The organism is Hamadaea sp. (assembly GCF_013362815.1).
In the GTDB taxonomy this organism is placed as follows: Bacteria; Actinomycetota; Actinomycetes; order Mycobacteriales; family Micromonosporaceae; genus Hamadaea.
The window spans coordinates 57,543-74,424 of sequence record NZ_JABFVK010000059.1 but is presented as its reverse complement, the minus strand read 5'-3'; the positions used below and the strand labels follow the sequence as shown (position 1 = coordinate 74,424).

The window sequence follows — 16,882 nt, the reverse complement described above, 5'->3', positions numbered from 1 at the left end:
CCCACCGCAATGGTGCGACGGCCACCACGTTCACGCGTGGGCAGACGGCGGAACCACCTGTCTGACCAACTCTGTCCTGCTTTGCGGCTTTCATCACCGGGAGATCCACCACGGACACTGGGAAGTACGCATCAGAACCGACGGCTTCCCCGAATTCGTCCCACCCGCCTTCATCGACCCACTCAGACGGCCCGTGCAGAACACCCTGCACAGACGCTGCTGACAGCGAAGTTCAGAGCGAGGTTCGGTAAATCTCGAACCCCATGATTGCGAGCAGCGCAGGGTTCATGGCCGGATGTGCACAGACGCTGCTGACGGTAGAACTCAGCCGCGCGGCGTACCCCACTCTGACAGGATCGGCGGTAAGTCGGCGAGCGGGGGTTCGGGCGGGGTGGGCAGCTCGGCTCGGCCGTCCAGGTCGAAACGGCGCCCGTACTGGTCGGGCAGGTCTCCCCAGCCGAAATAGGCGGTCGGCGTCGGCGGGGTGATGCCGACAGTCTCGAGCGGGTCGATGCGCGATGCGTCCACAGTGCACAAGTGCGTCCAGTCGTCGCCGAAGTCGAAGACATACGCGAACTGCTCGCCGACGGTCAGCTGGTTGAGTTTGAGGCTGTCGTCCAGGCAGTTGTCGGGGGCGTCGCCGTCCCAATCCGCCAGGTGAGCGATTTCGGTGCCGTCGGCGAGGGTGAACATGTGCAGGTGCGCCAGATCCCACCGGGCGAAGGCCAGCTCGATCGACCTCGCCAGCTGCGCGAACGTGTGTGAACGGGCGGCGGCCAAGATCCTGCCTGGTCGTGGCCAGAGGTCGATGCCCCGACCAGACACCAGGTCCACCCGGATAGACAGCCAAGTACGCGCCATCGGGTCAGGTTAGCCCGGCGATTGCGGCGATGTCGGCCTCAGCCATACCCAGCGCGGCGGCGATCTCCCGGACGAAGACCGGGTTCGGGTTCAGCCAACCGGTCCGGAGTCCATGGATCGTCGTCATAGCCCGGCCGGAGTGCATGGCCATCTCCTTGATGCCGATGCCTCGCGTGTCCATGAGCGTGGTGAGTACGGCGCCGAACGGATGCGGCTCCGGTTGGTCGGCGGGCGTACTCGCCGGGGTGAGCAGGATGCCGCCGATTTTGGCTTGGAACGCCACGAGGCGATCGCCCTCGAACCGGACTCGCGCGAACAGCGGCAAAGCGGAGGACTCAGCGGAAACAGTGCCGGGTACGCAGACTTCGGTGCAACGCACTAGGCCGCGTACGTCGTTGTGGGCGACTTCGCGGGGATGGGCCGGTTCTACGGAGGTGACTCGCCAGGCGCGGTTCCACCAGGGAAGCTCGGCAAGGAGTTCGTCGAAGAAGGGCGCGAGTACGGAGATGTCCGGTGGCTCTCCGCGGGTGCCGCCGACGACGCCGGGCCAGTAGGTCAACGCGTCGAGCAGCGCTGGGGTCAGCGTATGGGACGGGGAGAGCATGCCGGGTTCACCGGGTTTCCGCGGCTAGGCGTACGCCGAGCGCGACGAGCACGGCGCCGAGGGTTCGTTCGAGGCGACGGCGGATCGTGGCACGGGACAGCCAACCGCGTACGCGCACGGCCAGGAGCACGATGAGGGCGCAGTATGCACCGTCGAAGATCACTTGCACGGTGGCGAGCGCGGCGGTGGTGCCGAAGACGGAGCCGTCCGCCGGCAGGAACTGTGGGAAGAAGGAGAACGCGAAGACAGCTGCTTTGGGGTTGGCTGCGATAGAGACGAGCGAGGCGCGGAAGGCGGCGGCCGGCGTACGCCCGCTGGGCGGAGTCAGGTCGGCGAGCGCTGACACGTCGAGGCGGCCGGCGCCGCGCCACGCGGAGACGCCGAGCCAGACCAGGACGGCCGCGCCGACGATGTGCAGCGCGTCGAACAGCATCCGGTTGGCCTGCAGCAAGGCGGTCAAGCCGCTCCCGGCCGCCAGCGCCCAGGCGAAGATGCCGATCTCGTTGCCCGCGACCGCGGCGAGCCCGGCGGACCGGCCGTCGCGGATCGAGCGGTGCAGGAACAGCGCGGTGGCGGGGCCGGGAAGCACGGCGAGCACGAGGCAGGCCAGGAGGAATTGCGGCAGGACATCGATCACGTGCGACAACACCGTTCCCATGGTTCAGAAGTGAACACCGCAGACGAGGTAATTGGGAAGCGGGTATCGCGGCCGGGTGCCTACGGTGGAGGCATGCCCGAGCTGATCGAACCCACGCAAGACCGCCATCGCGCCTGGCTGGCGTTTCGCGACGAGTGGGGCGGCGAGGAGATGCACGGCACCGGAGTGTCGGCGAAGTACGACGTGAACTCCGCCGAGGGGTTCGCCGCGTGGGTCGCGTACCTGCGGCGGCAGGGCGACCCGTCCGTTCCGGTCGACGAGGGCCGGGTGCACGCCGATTACTGGTGGATCGTCGAGGACGGTGTGACGGAGGACGGTGAGACGGAGGACGGTGAGATCGTCGGCGCGATCACGCTCCGGCACGAGCTCAACGCCTTCCTGGCCGAGGCCGGTGGCCACATCGGCTACGGCGTACGGCCGTCGGCCCGTCAGCGCGGCATCGCCGGGTGGGCGCTCGCCGAAGTGTTGCGTCGAGCCCGCGAACGAGGGATGGACCGGGTGCTGATCACGTGCGACGACGCCAACGTCGGGTCGGCCCGGACGATCGAGCGAAACGGCGGGGTCCTCGAGGACGTGCGCGACACCGCCCTCGGTCGGACGAGGCGGTACTGGGTGAATCTCTAGCGCGGCGCACTCGAGTCGCGGACGACGAGCCGTGGACTGACGCGTACGCGATGAACGGGGCGGTCGGGACCGGCCTGCATGCGCTGAGCGAGCAGCTGGACGGCGGTCTCGCCGATGGTGAACTTGGCCGGGCGCACGGCGCTGAGCGCGGGATTCGCCAGGCCCGCCACCTCGTCGTCGTACGCCACCACGGCGAGGTCGCCCGGCACCCGGATACCGCGTTCCTCGCAGCGTGCGACCAGCGAGATCGCCTCGCGGTCGGAGTGCACGAGCAGGGCGGTCGTGCCGGTCGCGACGAAGGCGTCGATGGCCCGGTCGACCTCCTCGCTCCACTGCGGATGCCGATGGTCGGGCGAGATGATGTCGGGGGTGCCGTCGAGGTCCAGGCCCAGCTCGATCGAGGTCTCCCGCCAGCCGAGGCGGACCTTCGGGGTGTGCGGGCTCGTGGCGGAGGCGAAGAAGCCGATCCGCTGATGTCCTTCGCCGGCGAGATACCGGACGGCGAGGCTTGCGCCGAACGCGTGATCGGTCGTCACCGACTCGACGTGTTCGTGATACGGACCGGCAGTGGCGGTGCGCTCGACGAGGACGACCGGGATGTCCAGGCCGGTCAGCCAGGTCATGAGCTCGGCGGCCTCGGCTCCGACCGTCGGCGGCGCGATGAGCAGGCCCTGGACGCCGACCGACTCCAGGAGCCAGGTGACCTGACGGCGGACGTCGGCGACGTCGTCATAGGAGGAGCCGCGCAGGACGATGCGCAGGCCGGCGTCCGGGGCGGCGTCGCGCGCACCCTGCACGATCGCAGGCCAGTAGTAGTCCAGCGACGGCACGACCATGCCGACGGTGGCCAGCGCAGAATCGTCGGTCGTCGGCCCAGCGTCCTCGTCGAGAGTGACCGCAAAGGTGGGGGAGGGTGTGGGACCGGCCTGACGCGGCAGCCGGATGCCGCCGTGTACGCGTTCGATCGCACCCTCGTCGGCGAGCTGCGCGATGTCGCGGCGCACGGTCACGGCGGTGACGCCGAGCGAGCGGGCGATGTCGCTGACCCGCAGGGTGCCGCGTACGCGCAGGTCGGCGAGCAGCCGTTCGCGGCGTTCAGCGGGCAGCAGCGGGGGCTCGGACAAGGTCACTGCTGCGCCTCCAGGGTCATGTCCGGGTCATTGTGCAGGGTCGTGGAGGGAACGGGGAACGGCACCTGCATGTCGATTGTGCGCTTGCCCGGCGACGCCACGTGAATCCCCTTCGGTCGCTAGAACAGTCGAGGCGTGATCAGGATGTGATCACCGTTCGCTCAGAACCGATCAGATTCGATCACAAAAGTAGGGGCAGTTCCGAGTCCACTCGTGTTACAGACTGGTAACGAACCCTTGTGGTGCAGTTCTGCATGCGATCTACTCCCTGTCACCCGATCGAACGAACAAAAACGAACACAAACGAACCTCCTCCATCGAGGCGCGCTGGAAGGCAAGATCGCATGCACCGTCCGCAGGCACTGCTCGTGATGCGGCCCGACACGTTCCGGATCCAATTCGGCCCGGAGGAGTTGCGGCGGCTGCGGTCGCTCGCCGACCTCGGCGATCCGATCTGGTCCGACGACCTCGACGCGCCGCACACCCGCGCCCGCCTGGCCGAGACGGAGGTGCTGCTCACCTCGTGGGGCTGCCCGACGCTCACCGCCGAACGACTCGATGCCGCACCGAAACTGCGCGCCGTTCTGCACTGCGCGGGCAGCGTACGCAGTCTCGTCTCCGACGAAGTGTGGAACCGCGACATCCTCGTCACCAGCGGCGCGGAGGCCAACGCCACCCCAGTCGCCGAGTTCACCCTGGCTGCGATCATCTTCGCGGGGAAGAAGGCGCACCTGCTCGCCGCGGAGGCCCGCGCGAACCGCGCCGACTGGTACAGCGTCGCCGCCCGCGAGGATCTGTCGAACTTCGGGCGGACGATCGGCGTACTGGGGTTCTCCCGGATCGGCCGCCGGGTCGTCGAGCGAGTGCAGACTCTCGACACTGCTGAAGTCCTCGTCACCGATCCCTACGCCGACGCCGCTTCGGTGGCGGCCACCGGTGGCCGGCTGGTCGAGCTCGACGAGCTGCTGACCCGATCGGAGATCCTGTCGCTGCATCTGCCGGAGCTGCCGCAGACCCGCAATGCCATCGGCGTACGGGAACTCGCGCTGCTGCCGGACGGCGCGACCGTCATCAACACCGCTCGCGGCGGGGTCATCGACCACGAGGCGCTGGAGCGCGAATGCGCGACCGGCCGGCTCAACGCCATCCTCGACGTCACCGAGCCGGAGCCGCTGCCCGAGGGGTCGCTGCTCTACCAGCTGCCCAACGTGATGATCACCCCGCACATCGCCGGGTCGCTCGGCTCGGAGACGCGCCGGATGAGCCGCCAGGCCCTCGACGAACTCGAACGCTTCATCGCCGGTCAGCCCCCGATCGACGCGGTCACGAGCGAAGCGCTGGAGGTGAGCGCGTGACGATCTCCCCGATCACCGGCTGGACGCGCGCGGAATGGACCGGGCTCGCCGATCGCATGCTCCTCGCGGCCCGCGAGCACGCCTCACCCTCGCACGCACGCATCACGCCGCCGGGCACGCCGGGCGGCTACGGCACCGACGTGGACGGGCTCGAGGGCTTCGCCCGAACCCTGCTGCTCGCCGGCTTCCGGATCGCGGGCGAGCGCGGGCACGATCCTCTCCATCTTCTCGACTGGTACGCACAAGGCATCGCCACGGGTACGAACCCCTCGTCCCCCGAGCGCTGGGTCCGGCCGAGTGAACACGGTCAGGCCAAGGTCGAGGCCGCCTCGATCGCGTTGATCCTGGACCTGACCCGGCCGTGGCTGTGGGACGCGCTCGACTCCGGCGTCCAGCAACGAGTCGTGGAGTATCTGGCGGAGGTCGTCGGCGACCGCGACTACCCCCGGTCGAATTGGGTGTGGTTCCGCATCGTCGTCGAGCAGTTCCTGGCCTCGGTCGGCGGCCCCTGGTCGCTGGAGGACATGGAGTCCGACCTGGCGACACACGAGTCGTTCGCCCGCGAAGGCGGCTGGTACTGCGACGGCGTCTCGCGCAATTACGACCACTACGCGGGCTGGGCGCTGCACCTGTATCCGATCCTCTGGAGCCGGATGACCGGTGCGGAAGAGCTCTCCGCTCCGCGGCTGCCGGCGTACGCCGAACGGCTGGACCGCTTCCTCCTCGACGCGGTGCGTCTCGTCGGCGCCGACGGCTCGCCGCTCATCCAGGGCCGCAGCCTGACCTACCGGTTCGCCGCCGCCGCCCCGTTGTGGGTCGGCGCGTACGCCGATTCGCCCGCGCTCGCGCCGGGGCTGATCCGGCGGGCGGCGTCCGGGATCGTCAAGCACTTCGCCGATCACGGTGCACCTGACGAAGACGGCCTCTTGACGTTGGGCTGGCACCACCCGTGGCGGCCGATCGCCCAGCGTTACTCCGGACCGGGCTCGCCGTATTGGGCGTCCAAGGGCATGCTCGGGCTGGCCCTGCCGGCCGACCATCCCGTGTGGACCGACGTCGAGCAGCAGCTCCCCGTCGAGCAGGCCGACCAGCTCACGGTCATGGCCGCGCCCGGCTGGGCGGCGGTCGGCACGCAGGCCGACGGCATCGTGCGCGTCTACAACCACGGCACGGATCACGCCCTGCCCGGTGCCGAGACGGGCGACTCGCCCCTGTACGCACGCCTGGCGTACTCGACGGCCACGGCTCCGCTGATGGACGACGAGGGCTGGGACGCCCCGCTCGACAACTCGGCGGTGCTGCTCGACGCGGACGGCCGGGCGACCCACCGCGCCGGGTTCGAGACGCTGTCGGTGAGTGAGCTGGCCGGTGCCGCCGTGCTGTCCTCCCGGGCCCGCGCTCACTGGGTCGACCCGGATCGGACGGTGCCCGACCACGGCTCCGGCCGCCCCGGCGTCGCGGTCGACGCCGCCTACGTGACGACCGTGTCGATCGTCCGGGGCGCGTGGGAGGTCCGATGCGTACGCGTCGACCCGATCGGCGACTCGCTGAGCGACCGCATCGTGGCGCTGCGGGTCGGCGGCTGGCCCGTCACCGACGGCGACAACACCACTGCAAACACCTCCGTCGCGGTGAACCTCGGCGGATTCGAAGTCTCCGGCACTCATCAGTCCCGGGACGCCTCTCCCCTCGGCAAGCGCACCAGCACGCCGTGGCTCTCGGCGTACCAGATGAGCGGCTGGAAGCTCGCGGGCCTGGCGCTGAACGGCGGCGACCAGACACCGCGAGCCGAAATCTCCGGGCTCGTCGTGACCGTGACCTGGCCGGACCTGACCACAACCACTGCCTCCCTCGATTTTCCGCTCCCTAGGAAGGACCCCTCGTGAACAGAAGAAAGTTGCTGGCGTACGGCGCGGCTGTGGCCGCCGCCGCGCCGCTCGCGGCCTGCGGCTCGAACGACGACGACAGCTCCTCCAGCGGCCCCGTCGAGCTCACCATCAGCGTGTGGAGCATGGACTCCACGCCGGAGTTCAAGGCGCTGTTCGACGCCTTCCAGAAGGCGAACCCGGACATCACCATCAAGCCGGTGGACATCCTGGCCGCCGACTACCCGACCAAGGTGACCACCATGCTCGCCGGTGGTGACAGCACGGACGTCATCACGATGAAGAACGTGATCGACTACGCCCGGTACGCGGGCCGGGGCCAGCTCAAGGACCTGACCTCGGCCGCGACCTCGAGCACCTTCTCGAGCGCGAACGGCCTCGACGCGTTCAAGCAGGACGGCGGCAAGTATTTCGCGCTGCCGTACCGGCAGGACTTCTGGGTCCTGTACTACAACAAGAAGCTGTTCGACGCGGCGGGCAAGACCTACCCGACGAACCTGACCTGGGACCAGTACGTCGACCTGGCCAAGTCGCTGACCGCGGGCGCGGGCCAGAACAAGGTGTACGGCACGTACCACCACACGTGGCGCTCGATCGTGCAGGCGATCGCGGCCGCGCAGACCGGTGGCAACCAGCTCGGCCCGGACTACTCGTTCTTCACCGACCAGTACAAGACGGCGCTGGCGTTGCAGGACGGGGGAGCGACGCTGGACTTCGGCACGGCCAAGACCCAGAAGACCGGGTACGCCTCGATGTTCGAGACGAAGAAGACCACGATGCTGCCCATGGGCACGTGGTTCATCGCGAAGATCCTGGCGGACAAGAAGGCCGGCACCACCGACGTCGACTGGGCGATCGCGCCGCTTCCGCAGCGGCCGGGCGGCACCGGGGTGACCACGTTCGGCTCGCCGACGGCGTTCGCGGTGAACAAGAACGCCAAGCACTCGGCGGCGGCACAGAAGTTCGTCGAGTTCGCCTGCGGTCCCGAGGGGGCCAAGGCGATCGCCGCCATCGGCGTCGTCCCGGCGCTGCTCACCGAGGATATCCGGACGTCGTACTTCGCGCTCGCGGGCATGCCGACCGACGAGACGTCGAAGAAGGCGTTCAATCCGGACAAGATCAACCTTGAGATGCCGGTCAGCGACAAGACCTCGAAGATCGACACGATCCTCAACGAGGAGCACGACCTCATCATGACCAAGGCGAAGTCGATCGACGGCGGCATCGCCGAGATCACCTCGCGGGTGAAGAACGAGGCAAGCTGACCTACTGATCGGCTGACCCATTGAACAGCGGTCTCCGGACGGTGTTCCCGCAGGGGTGCGCCGTCCGGAGCCGCCAGGCCCAGAGTTAGCTCAGACTTGAAGGCAGAGACTATGGCAGACGTGCTGACCGCGGCCCCGCCGACCGCCGCGTCGTCACCGCCGCGGCGATTCAGCCGCCGGTGGCGGAACACGCTCATCGGCTGGAGCTTCATCCTGCCGAACTTCCTCGGTTTCGCGGTGCTCACGCTCGTCCCGGTGATCGCCGCGTTCGTGCTGTCCTTCATGGACTGGGACTCGTACAACGCGCCCGAGTGGATCGGGCTCAAGAACTTCCAGCGCATGCTGCACGACGAGTCGACCAAGGTCGCGCTGAAGAACACGGCGTACTACGCGCTCGGCCACGTGCCACTGACCGTGCTGGCGGCGCTCGGCCTGGCGCTGCTCCTCAACCGTAAGATCGCCGGGGTCGGATTCTTCCGGGCCGCGGCCTTCTTCCCGTACATCACGTCGATGGTGGCGGTCGCGGTCGTCTGGAACATGTTGTTCAACCCGGAGTTCGGGCCGATCAACCAGTTCCTGCACTTCATCGGCGTCGACAACGCGCCGGGCTGGACGACCAGCACCAGCTGGGCGATGCCCGCCGTCATCGTCACCAGCGTGTGGCGGGACATGGGTTACTACATGATCCTGTTCCTGGCCGGTCTCCAGGCGATCCCGACCGAGCACTACGAGGCGGCCAAGATGGACGGGGCCAACAACTGGCAGCGGTTCCGCCACGTGACGCTGCCCGGCTTGCGGCCGGTGACCTTCCTCGTGCTCATCCTGCTGACCGTGCAGAGCTTCAAGGTGTTCGACCTGATCGTCGTCATGACCGACGGCGGGCCCGGCCGGGCCACCTTGGTGCTGTCCCAGCAGATCTACCGGCAGGGCATCGTCGAAGGGGAGTTCGGGTACGCCTCGGCGATCTCCCTCGTGCTGTTCCTGCTCGTGCTGGTGCTCACGCTGACGCAGTTCTGGTTCAACAACCGCCGGGAGCGCAAATGAAAGCAGCCCTTCGCGTCCTGCTCTACGTCGTCCTGACGGTCGCGGCGGTCGCCATCCTCGTGCCGTTCCTGTGGATGATCAGCGCTTCGCTCAAACGCAACAACGAGGTCCTGACCATCCCGGTGCAGTGGATCCCGACGGACTTCCAGTGGAAGAACTTCAGCTCCATCTGGACGCAGATCCCGTTGGGCACCTACCTGCGGAACACGATCTTCCTCAGCGCGGTCATCACCTTCCTTCAGGTGCTGACCGGCAGCTTCGCGGCGTACGGGTTCGCCAAGATGCGCTTCCCCGGCCGGGACGCGTTGTTCTTCGCGTACATCGCGACCATCGCGGTGCCGTGGCAGGCGTACATGATCCCGCAGTACATCATGATGCAGAAGGCCGGGCTGACGAACACGTTCTGGTCGCTGATCCTGCTCCAGGCGTTCGGCGCGTTCGGCGTCTTCCTGATGCGGCAGTACTACCTGACGATCCCCGAGGAACTGTCCGAAGCCGCCCGAGTCGACGGCCTCACCGAGTACGGGATCTGGGCGCGGGTCATCCTGCCGCTGTCCAAACCCGCGCTGGCGAGCCTGGCCCTGCTCACGTTCGTCAACACCTGGAACGACTACATGGGCCCGTTCATCTACCTGACCAGCAACGACCTCTGGACGATCCAGCTTGGTCTGCGCTCGTTCGTCGGCCAGTTCGACGCCGACTACGCGATGATGATGACCGGCTCGGTGCTGTCGGTGCTGCCGATCCTGCTGATCTTCCTCGTCGGCCAGCGGTACTTCATCCAGGGCATCGCCACCTCCGGGATGAAGGGGTGATCGCGTGAGACTGCTCGCCCGCGTGCCGTACGACACGATCTTCAGCACGGCGTACGCGTTTCTCAAGATCAATCTTGGACTGGTGGCGGCGACGCTGCCCCTGATCCTGGCGTTCGCCTTCAGCGGGGAGCCGCTGGCCGCCTGGCCGTTCTTCGTCGCACTGTCGGCGCTGCTCGGCCCGGCGGTCGCGGGGGCCTTCGGCTCCTTCGCGGCGGCGTCCGGCGGCGAATCCGGAGCGTCCTCGTTCTGGCGGTCCTACCGGACGCGGTTCGGGCGGTCGCTCGCGATCGGCGCAGTGGCGGCGCTCGCCGTCATCGTGCTCGCCAGCGACTTCCGGCTCGCCCTCGGTACGCCGTTCGGCGCGGTCACGCCGATGCTGGCGCTGCTCATCGTGCTGGTCGTCGTGACCGCGACCGCCCTGCTGACGCTCGACATCCGGCCAACGCTTCGGCTGATCGTGACGGCCGCCTACCTCTCCGTACGCAAGTGGTACCTGAGCCTCGCGAACCTGGCCGTGCTCGGCATCCTCGGCGGGGCGGTCGTCACCAAGCCGGCGATCGGGCTGTTCCTCCTGCCGGGGCCGGCGCTGTACGTCGTGTGGGCCAACACCCGGCACATCGTCGCCGCCCTGCGCACCGACTAGCCGCGGGCGGCCGGCTAGCCGCGGGCGGCCGGCTAGCCGCGGGCGGCCGGTTTGCCGCGGGCGGCCAGCTAGCCGCGGGCGGCCAGTTTGCCGCCGGATCACGGATAACCATGCTATTTCGCGCTGGGAAGCATGGATATCCGTGATCTGCAGCCGAACGAGCCGGGCGAAGTCGCCTACGGAGCCGCGAAGACGCCAGGGCATCGGGATTGGCTCTGGCCGGGAGGCGACTCGGCCACCACGATGACGGCATGGACCTCGATCTGGGTGACGCCGAAACCATGCTGGCCAGGACGCCGGACGTGCTGACCGCGTTCCTCACCGGACTGCCGGACGAGTGGCTGCACCGCGACGACGGCCCCGGCACCTGGAGCGCGTACGCGATCCTCGGTCACCTGACGTATGCCGACGCCACGAATTGGCTGCCGCGCCTCCGGCTGATCCAGGAGCACGGCGTGAGCCGGGTCTTCGAACCGTTCGACCGGGAGGCGATGCTGCGCGACGAGCCCGAACCCCTCGGCGACCTGCTGGCACGGTTCCGCTCCGGACGCGGTCGGACGCTGACGGCGCTGAACCTCGCCACCGTGGATCTGCGGCAGACCGGTACGCATCCCGAGTTCGGCGAGGTGACGATGGGCAACGTCGTGGCGGCCTGGGTCGCGCACGATCTCACTCATCTCGGCCAGATGGCCGAGGTGCTCGCCCGGCGGCACCGCACCGACGTCGGGCCCTATCGGAAGTATCTGCCCGCGCTAGATCGGGTCGCCGAGGCGGAGTAGTCCGCCTCGTCGCATACCGCGCGAGTTGTAGAGCTATTTCCACTCGTGGTGGGACGTGTCCGACGTCCGATTCTTCCTACGATGACCGTCAGCTGGGGGGCTCACGGTCACACCACATCCCACACTGTGTGTTCCCCAGCTTCGGCAAGCCAACCGAAGACTGGGGAGGTGGCGGTGGGCAACTATCTGAGCGGGCAGCAGCTCGGCGCACGGCTCGAAGAGCTGGTGCGGGCGGCCAACGCCGAGATGCCGGTGGTGCAGGCGGCGTTCAATCGGGTGCTCGGCAAGGTCCAGTACGCCCACGACAACCTGTCGGCGGCGTTCACCCGGCCGGCCGACTTCGGCGGCGGTGGTGGCGACAAGCACCTGTCGGCGATCTCGCAGATCGGCGACGTCATCGCGGGCTGTGTCAAGGAGGCCGAGCAGAACGTCGAGCTGACAGCGGAGGCGCTGCGCCTGGCGGCCGCGGAGTACGCGCGTACCGACCAAGCGGCCGGAACCGAGCTGCGCAACCTGATGGCCAATGACTACACCGAGGACGGCTCGGGGCGGAAGGTCCCGATTCCCGACATCAAGCTGGCGCTGTGAGTGAGGTGACGTCATGAGCGAAGACCTGCGCGGCATGGCCTACAAGATCTGGCAGAAGTGCAACGACTGGAAGACGAAGGTGGAGGCCAACGGTCAAGTCTTCGACGCGCAGCAGCGGGCGGAGATGGCGTCGTGGAGCCAGATTCCGCAGCTGTTCGAGCCCTACGCGCAACTGCCCGACCCCGACGGTCCGGTCAAGACCATCATCGACGACCTCAAAGGCGCGCTGACCGAGTTGTCGGACGGTCAGCTGCTGCCGCCGAACAAGGCGAACGGGGAGGGCGAGACGATCCTGCCGATCGGCGATCTGAAGCACATGAACGTGACTTCGCTCGTCGACGGCTGGACCGGCAGCGCGGCGCAGAACTTCAATACGAACTTCGTCGTGCCGTTCCCGGCGAAGGTGCAGAGCCAGTTCGTCGCGGTGTACGTGATGCGCAGCGCGCTTCAGGCGTACCAGAGCGTCTGGAAGAACGCTCGGCACGACGTCGAGGAGATCGCGAAGAAGACCCTGAAGGCGCTGGAGCACGACTGCCACTTCGGGTTCGGTGGCGACGCGATGGCCTACACGATCCTCGGTTCGGTCGCCTCGGTCGCGACGGTGTTCGCCGGTGGCGGGGTCATCGGTGGCGTGCTGCTCCTCGAGGTGATCGCCGGCGCGGCCCAGGTCGGGGCGCAGGCGGCCGGCGGCGACAAGCCCAAGGTCGACATCTCGGGGTCGGATCCGCTTTACATCGTCCCGAAGCTACGCAAGGCGCTCGACGACCTGAAGAAGTACATCAACGAAGAGCAGGACAAGGTGTACGCGGTGCTGTCCCGGGACCTCGCGCAGCTCAACGCCCACCGCGACCAGCTCGTGCCCCGGAAGCCGGAGCTGGCCGGGGCGAACCGGGGCAACATTCACGGCTTCATGGGCAACGCGAACTGAGGGGAGAGACACGATGCTGCTGAGCGAACGGCTCGACCGGATGGTCGTCACCGCGTCCACCCCGGACGGCGCGATCGCGGCCGAGCTCTACGACCGTGACCAGGTGCGGTTGAGTTTCCCCGGGGGCTACCGGTGGCTCGACGAGAGCCGCCTGCCGGAGCAGCTGGCCGCGCTGGGCCGCATCCTTTGGGCCCGGCGGATGCGGGAGTTCTTCGCGATCCTCAGCGAGGACGAGGATGTGCCGATCACCGGCGAGCCGGAACCGGCGACCTCCGGCCAGCGCGAGTTCGTCGAGCGGCGCGCCGAGCTCGTCGCGCGCGGCGAGTCCGCCGACGGCCGCGTCGCGCTCTCCGTTCGCGGGATGCAGGAGTGGACCGTCCGCGTACAGCCCGGCACGGTGCGCGAATGCTCCGAGGAGGAATTCGCGACGGCGGTGCGGTCGGCGGTGACGAGGCTGCTCGACGATCAGGCCCGGCAGATCACCGAGCTGAAAATCGAGCTCGGCGACCGGCTCGACTGACAGACGGCGGGCCGCCGGGTGCAGGAAGATGTGGGCGTGGATCAGACCAACAGCCGGAGCATCGCCGGAGCCGTCGCCGTCCTCGTCCTGGCCGGATTGGCCTTCTGGAGTGTGTGGGCGGTCCGGCCACCGGCGCCGCTGGCCGCCGACGCGCCGGGCGACGAGTTCAGCGCGGGGCGGGCGTACGCGCACGTCCAGACGCTCGGCGAAGCGGTGCACGTCGCCGGCTCGAAGAACGCCGCAGCCGCCCGCGAGTACATCGTCGGGACGCTGAAGGACTACGGGCTCGATCCGCAGGTCCAGGACGCCGTCGGGGCGGACGACGCGCTCGGCGAGGGTTACACGATGGCCCACGTACGCAACGTCGTCGCCGAGCTCAAGGGCACCGCGTCGACCGGGCGGCTGATCCTCGTCGCGCACTACGACTCGGTCCAGGTGTCGTACGGCGGCAACGACGACGGTGCGGGCGTCGCCACCCTGCTGGAGACCGCGCGCATCCTCACCAGTGGCGAGAAGCCGCGCAACGACATCGTGTTCGTGTTCACCGACGCCGAGGAGGCCTGTCTCTGCGGCGCGGAGGCGTTCGTCAGCCAGCACGCGCTCGCGAAGGACGGCGGCGTGGTGCTCAACTTCGAGGCGCGGGGCTCGTCCGGCCCCGCGATCATGTTCGAGACGACCCGGGACAACGCGGACGTCGTCGGCGTCTACGGCGACGTCGCCCCGTATCCGGTGGCGACCAGCTTCGCGGTAGAGGTCTACCGGATCCTGCCCAACGACACCGACTTCTCCCCGTTCCGCGACGCCGGGCGGTTCACCGGGCTGAACACCGCGTACATCGACGGGTCGGCGGTCTACCACACGCCGGAGGACCGTCCCGAGTACATGGACCAGGCGAGCCTGCAGCATCACGGGTCCAACGCGCTCGCCCTCACCCAGGCCTTCGCGAGCCGGGACCTGTCCACCCTGGAGAAGCCGTCCGCGGGCGACTCGACCTACTTCCCGGTCCTCGGCTACCTCGTGCGCTATCCCGGGTGGCTGGTCTGGCCGGTCGCGATCCTCGCCCTGCTCGCCGTGGTCGCGCTCAGCGTGACGGTGAGCGGCATCGTGCGCGGCCGCGCGAGTTTCGGCCGCCAGGCCGCCGCGTTCGGGCTCGGCCTGCTCCCGCTCGCCCTCGCGCCGATTCTGGCCCAGGTCTACTGGCTGGTGCTGGTCGCGATCCGCCCCGGCTACCGGCAGATGATCGATCCCTGGCGACCGGAGTGGTTCCGCGCCGCCGTGGTCGCGCTCGTCGCAACCCTCTTACTCCTCTGGTACGCCTTGTGGAGCAGACGTCTTGGGCGCTGGGCGATGGTTGTGGCCGGGTTCGGCTGGCTCGCCGTCCTCGGCGTACTGCTGGCGGCGTTCACGCCCGGCGGCTCCTATCTCGCTGCGTTGCCCGCCCTGTTCGGGGCACTGGCGGGAATCGTCGCGGTCGTTGTGCGTACAACTTGGGCGAAATTCGCGGCCTTGACCGTCGGCGGAGCGGTGGCGGTGGTGATCCTCGCGCCCACCGTGATGCTGTTCTTCCCGGCGCTCGGCCTGGCCACCGGCGCGGCGGCCGCGCTCTTCGCGACGATGCTGGGGCTGGCGCTGGTGGTTTTGTATCCACGGCGGGCGATGTGGCCGGCGCTCGGCGCGGCCGTGCTGACCCTGGTCTTCACCGGCGTCGGCCTGGCGGTCGACCGGTTCGACGCGAAGCATCCCGCGCCCGAGCAGCTCATGTACGCCCTCGACACGGACAACGGCCAGGCGCGCTGGGTGAGCGCGGACGACAAGCCGGGCGCCTGGGCCGCCCAGTACGCGACCGGCACGGAGAACCTCGAGGCGAAGTTCCCGTTGCTGCACGGCGACATCGCGAGCGGACCGGCACAGGCGGCCACCCTGACCGCACCGAGCCTGACTGCTTCGAACTCCACAGTGGAGGGTACGCATCGGACGCTGACCCTGCTCGTGAAGCCGAATCGGGACGTCCGTCTGGTCTATCTCAAGGTGCCCGGTGCGAAGGTGACGGCGGCGACCGTCGCGGGACGAGCCGTCCCAGCGGATGCGCTCGGCGACGACTTCGGGGTGCTGTTCCACGCGCCGCCCGCCGACGGACTCACCGTGACCCTGACCGTCGAGCAGACGAGCCCGATCACCGTACGCGTCATGGACGGCAGCGACGGGCTGGCCGGGCTGCCCGGCTTCACCCCCCGGCCGCCGGACGTCGGCGTCGAGGGTTCGCACACCTCCGAACTCGTGCTCGTGGCCAAGACGTACACCGTGTAGGGGGATCATCTTGCGTCGATGATCCAAGCGGCGGATCGTGGGAAGATGGCCACCACCGACACCTTCCCCCGACCCGCCGATCTCGTCGCGCGCACCGATCCGGCCGCGCTCTACGTCCGGTCCTACTTGAACATCCGCACCGTCGTCGGCATCCTCGGGCTCGCCCTGCCGATCGCGTTCATCTTCGGGGAGGCGGCGTATCTGCGGGGGAGTGTGCACGTCCGCGGGTCGATCAGTGCGTACTATCACTCGTCGATGCGTGACCTGTTCGTCGCGGGGCTCAGCGTGGTCGGCTTCCTGCTGCTCACCTACATGTCGGCCCAGCCCCGGACCTGGGACTACTGGCTCAGCACAATCGCCGGCGTGGCCGTCATCGGCGTCGTGTTCTTCCCGACCCGCCGCGTCGGCATCGAACCGGGAGCGCCGCTGTGCGGCGTCGAACCCGAGCCGGCCGGGTGCGCCCCGATCCAGCAGGCGCTCGGCGAGAACACCGTGGCGATCGTCCACTTCGCCTGCGCCGCCGTCTTCATCAGCTGCCTGGCTGCGATCGCGTTCATCTTCGCGTACCGCGAGAAGAAGTATGAGAACGATCGGCGCATGGCGTTGCTGCAGAAGATCTGTGGCTGGGCGATCGTCGTCGCCGTGCTCTGGGTGGTCGTCGGCGGACTGCTCCGGCTGAGTCTCGGCGAGCTGACCCCGCTCTACCTCGGCGAGGTGGTCGCGGTGTGGGCGTTCGGCACGTCGTGGCTGCTCAAAGGCCGCAACCTGGCCGCCGTCGTCCTTCGCGTCGATCATGAACCCAAGGTCCCATCTGACGGCGTGTCGACGCCCATAACTCCATGATCAACGCAGCTGGGTGGCGCAGTGGCGCGAGC

18 protein-coding genes are annotated in these 16,882 nt (G+C 68.5%); 14 read left to right on the top strand and 4 right to left on the bottom strand.

Translation table 11 applies throughout. The features are described 5' to 3' along the window. Positions 1-223 (top strand): HNH endonuclease signature motif containing protein (locus HOV77_RS25690; RefSeq protein ID WP_290865954.1); only part of this gene is annotated, 223 nt, incomplete at its 5' end. Between the two features lie 101 nt (positions 224-324). Here HOV77_RS25690 and HOV77_RS25685 read toward each other — a convergent pair. The 3 genes from HOV77_RS25685 to HOV77_RS25675 are packed head-to-tail and all read right to left on the bottom strand — an operon-like array spanning position 325 to position 2,123. Then, positions 325-861, bottom strand: coding sequence for a hypothetical protein (locus tag HOV77_RS25685; RefSeq protein WP_290865952.1), 537 nt, complete (start codon positions 859-861; stop codon positions 325-327). 4 nt (positions 862-865) lie between these two features. Beyond that, positions 866-1,465 carry a hypothetical protein gene (locus HOV77_RS25680; protein WP_290865950.1) on the bottom strand — a complete coding sequence of 200 codons (600 nt, stop codon included), beginning with the start codon at positions 1,463-1,465 and terminating at the stop codon, positions 866-868. A gap of 7 nt (positions 1,466-1,472) precedes the next feature. Beyond that, positions 1,473-2,123, bottom strand: coding sequence for a LysE family translocator (locus tag HOV77_RS25675; protein ID WP_290865948.1), 651 nt, complete (start codon positions 2,121-2,123; stop codon positions 1,473-1,475). Positions 2,124-2,195: 72 nt separating this feature from the next. Between HOV77_RS25675 and HOV77_RS25670 the strand changes: the two genes are divergently transcribed. Next, positions 2,196-2,747, top strand: coding sequence for a GNAT family N-acetyltransferase (locus HOV77_RS25670; RefSeq protein WP_290865946.1), 552 nt, complete (start codon positions 2,196-2,198; stop codon positions 2,745-2,747). On the opposite strand, the gene HOV77_RS25665 is transcribed toward HOV77_RS25670, so the two are convergent. Next, on the bottom strand, positions 2,744-3,877 hold the full coding sequence (locus HOV77_RS25665; RefSeq protein ID WP_290865944.1) for a substrate-binding domain-containing protein: 1,134 nt from the start codon (positions 3,875-3,877) through the stop codon (positions 2,744-2,746). The genes HOV77_RS25670 and HOV77_RS25665 overlap by 4 nt on opposite strands. Positions 3,878-4,221: 344 nt before the next feature. Here HOV77_RS25665 and HOV77_RS25660 point away from each other — a divergent pair, with 344 nt between their 5' ends. The 12 genes from HOV77_RS25660 to HOV77_RS25605 all read left to right on the top strand — a co-directional run bounded on the left by HOV77_RS25660 (position 4,222) and on the right by HOV77_RS25605 (position 16,850). Continuing rightward, positions 4,222-5,232 carry a hydroxyacid dehydrogenase gene (locus HOV77_RS25660; RefSeq protein ID WP_290865942.1) on the top strand — a complete coding sequence of 337 codons (1,011 nt, stop codon included), beginning with the start codon at positions 4,222-4,224 and terminating at the stop codon, positions 5,230-5,232. Then, positions 5,229-7,118: a DUF2264 domain-containing protein gene (locus HOV77_RS25655; protein WP_290865940.1), complete on the top strand. Its 1,890-nt coding sequence runs from the start codon at positions 5,229-5,231 to the stop codon at positions 7,116-7,118. Before HOV77_RS25660 ends, HOV77_RS25655 begins: the two co-directional genes overlap by 4 nt. Next, positions 7,115-8,383, top strand: coding sequence for a sugar ABC transporter substrate-binding protein (locus HOV77_RS25650; RefSeq protein WP_290865938.1), 1,269 nt, complete (start codon positions 7,115-7,117; stop codon positions 8,381-8,383). The genes HOV77_RS25655 and HOV77_RS25650 overlap by 4 nt, the downstream gene beginning before the upstream one ends. Before the next feature lie 111 nt (positions 8,384-8,494). Next, entirely contained in the window at positions 8,495-9,427 is a 933-nt protein-coding gene (locus HOV77_RS25645) for a sugar ABC transporter permease (RefSeq protein WP_290865936.1), read from the top strand. Continuing rightward, entirely contained in the window at positions 9,424-10,242 is an 819-nt protein-coding gene (locus tag HOV77_RS25640; protein ID WP_290865934.1) for a carbohydrate ABC transporter permease, read from the top strand. The genes HOV77_RS25645 and HOV77_RS25640 overlap by 4 nt, the downstream gene beginning before the upstream one ends. Positions 10,243-10,246: 4 nt before the next feature. Further along, complete coding sequence (locus HOV77_RS25635) at positions 10,247-10,885, top strand: DUF624 domain-containing protein (protein ID WP_290865932.1); 639 nt, start codon at positions 10,247-10,249, stop codon at positions 10,883-10,885. A gap of 251 nt (positions 10,886-11,136) precedes the next feature. After that, positions 11,137-11,664 carry a DinB family protein gene (locus HOV77_RS25630; protein WP_290865930.1) on the top strand — a complete coding sequence of 176 codons (528 nt, stop codon included), beginning with the start codon at positions 11,137-11,139 and terminating at the stop codon, positions 11,662-11,664. Positions 11,665-11,838: 174 nt separating this feature from the next. Beyond that, complete coding sequence (locus HOV77_RS25625) at positions 11,839-12,252, top strand: hypothetical protein (protein ID WP_290865928.1); 414 nt, start codon at positions 11,839-11,841, stop codon at positions 12,250-12,252. A gap of 13 nt (positions 12,253-12,265) precedes the next feature. Continuing rightward, the gene (locus HOV77_RS25620; RefSeq protein ID WP_290865926.1) at positions 12,266-13,180 is read left to right on the top strand and encodes a hypothetical protein; all 915 of its coding nucleotides are present in this window, start codon (positions 12,266-12,268) and stop codon (positions 13,178-13,180) included. A 13-nt stretch (positions 13,181-13,193) separates the two neighbouring features. Next, entirely contained in the window at positions 13,194-13,700 is a 507-nt protein-coding gene (locus HOV77_RS25615) for a hypothetical protein (RefSeq protein WP_290865925.1), read from the top strand. Positions 13,701-13,736: 36 nt separating this feature from the next. Continuing rightward, entirely contained in the window at positions 13,737-16,007 is a 2,271-nt protein-coding gene (locus HOV77_RS25610) for a M28 family peptidase (protein WP_290865923.1), read from the top strand. Positions 16,008-16,052: 45 nt separating this feature from the next. Continuing rightward, positions 16,053-16,850, top strand: coding sequence for a hypothetical protein (locus HOV77_RS25605; protein WP_290865921.1), 798 nt, complete (start codon positions 16,053-16,055; stop codon positions 16,848-16,850). The last annotated feature ends 32 nt before the right edge of the window (positions 16,851-16,882 follow it).